The organism is Haloferax sp. DFSO52, assembly GCF_048158745.1.
GTDB lineage: Archaea > Halobacteriota > Halobacteria > Halobacteriales > Haloferacaceae > Haloferax.
The window spans coordinates 1-1,303 of sequence record NZ_JBLOPB010000007.1; the positions used below are offsets into that span (position 1 = coordinate 1).

Sequence of the window (1,303 nt, forward strand, 5' to 3'; positions counted from 1 at the left end):
AGCGTCGTGATAAGGTCATCAACCTGATCGTCATCACTATAGTCGGAGCTGGTGAGATGTCCGGCGTTGAGTCCAATTAAACCGCAGGCTCCTCCGGTTGTAGTGCTCCCCCGCCAATTCCTTTAAGTTTCATCCTTGCGGACGTACTTCCCAGGCGGCTCGCTTCTCGGCTTCCCTACGGCACAGCACAGGCTCGTAGCCTGTGCCACACCTAGCGAGCATCGTTTACAGCTAGGACTACCCGGGTATCTAATCCGGTTCGAGACCCTAGCTTTCGTCCCTCACCGTCGGATCCGTCTTCTCGAGGTGCTTTCGCCATCGGTGGTCCGTCCAGGATTACAGGATTTCACTCCTACCCCGGACGTACCCCTCGAGCCTTCCGGTCCCAAGCCACGTGGTTTCTACCGGACGCCCGCCAGTTAAGCTGGCGGATTTCCCGATAGACCTTCGTGGCCGGCTACGGACGCTTTAGGCCCAATAATATCGGTCATCACTTGAGCTGCCGGTATTACCGCGGCGGCTGGCACCGGTCTTGCCCAGCTCTTATTCCCCGACCGCCTTACAGTCGGGAAAAGCGAGGACTATATGCCCTCGCACTTGGGGTCCCCTTATCGCACTTTCGTACAGTGTAAAGGTTTCGCGCCTGCTGCGCCCCGTAGGGCCCGGAATCTTGTCTCAGATTCCGTCTCCGGGCTCTTGCTCTCACAACCCGTACCGATTATCGGCACGGTGGGCCGTTACCCCACCGTCTACCTAATCGGCCGCAGCCACATCCTACGGCGCCTGAGCGTTTGGGAGAGTCGGCATTCCAGCGTGACTCCCCTATGAACTATTAGCCTCAGTTTCCCGAGGTTATCGTTCTCCGTAGGGTAGTTTGACCACGTGTTACTGAGCTTTTCGCAACGAGTCTAAGCTCGTACAACTAGCATGGCTAAATCGGACCCCAATAGCAATGACCTCCGGCAGGATCAACCGGAATGGGTCGCGACCATTTAAACCTGGTCGCGGGGTGTTGGCGGGTGAATGATAGCATAATGCTATGCTGTCAAATCACCGTTCAAAGGTCCGAGTTCGGGGACATCCGTTCGGATGTCACCGAACTACTAGGGCTAACATCAGATACCGTCTTACGGCGTACCGTAGGGGCGGAATCCTCATTTCCTTCGGATTTGAATCGAGGTGGTTCGTGGGTATAAACCCGTCGAACTTCCTCGAGTCAATCCGTGAATCGGGACGCGTTGAAGCGCCCCGAAATCGCGGTGTGTCGTTCGCATTATTCCGAAATGCCCTCGACCACTTAAGG

The 1,303-nt window shown here is 56.2% G+C and carries 1 rRNA gene; it reads right to left on the reverse strand.

Going from position 1 to position 1,303, the window contains the following annotated elements:
• Positions 1 to 979, reverse strand: a 16S ribosomal RNA gene (locus ACK3SC_RS19030); the annotation flags it as partial.
• Between the last annotated feature and the right edge of the window lie 324 nt (positions 980 to 1,303).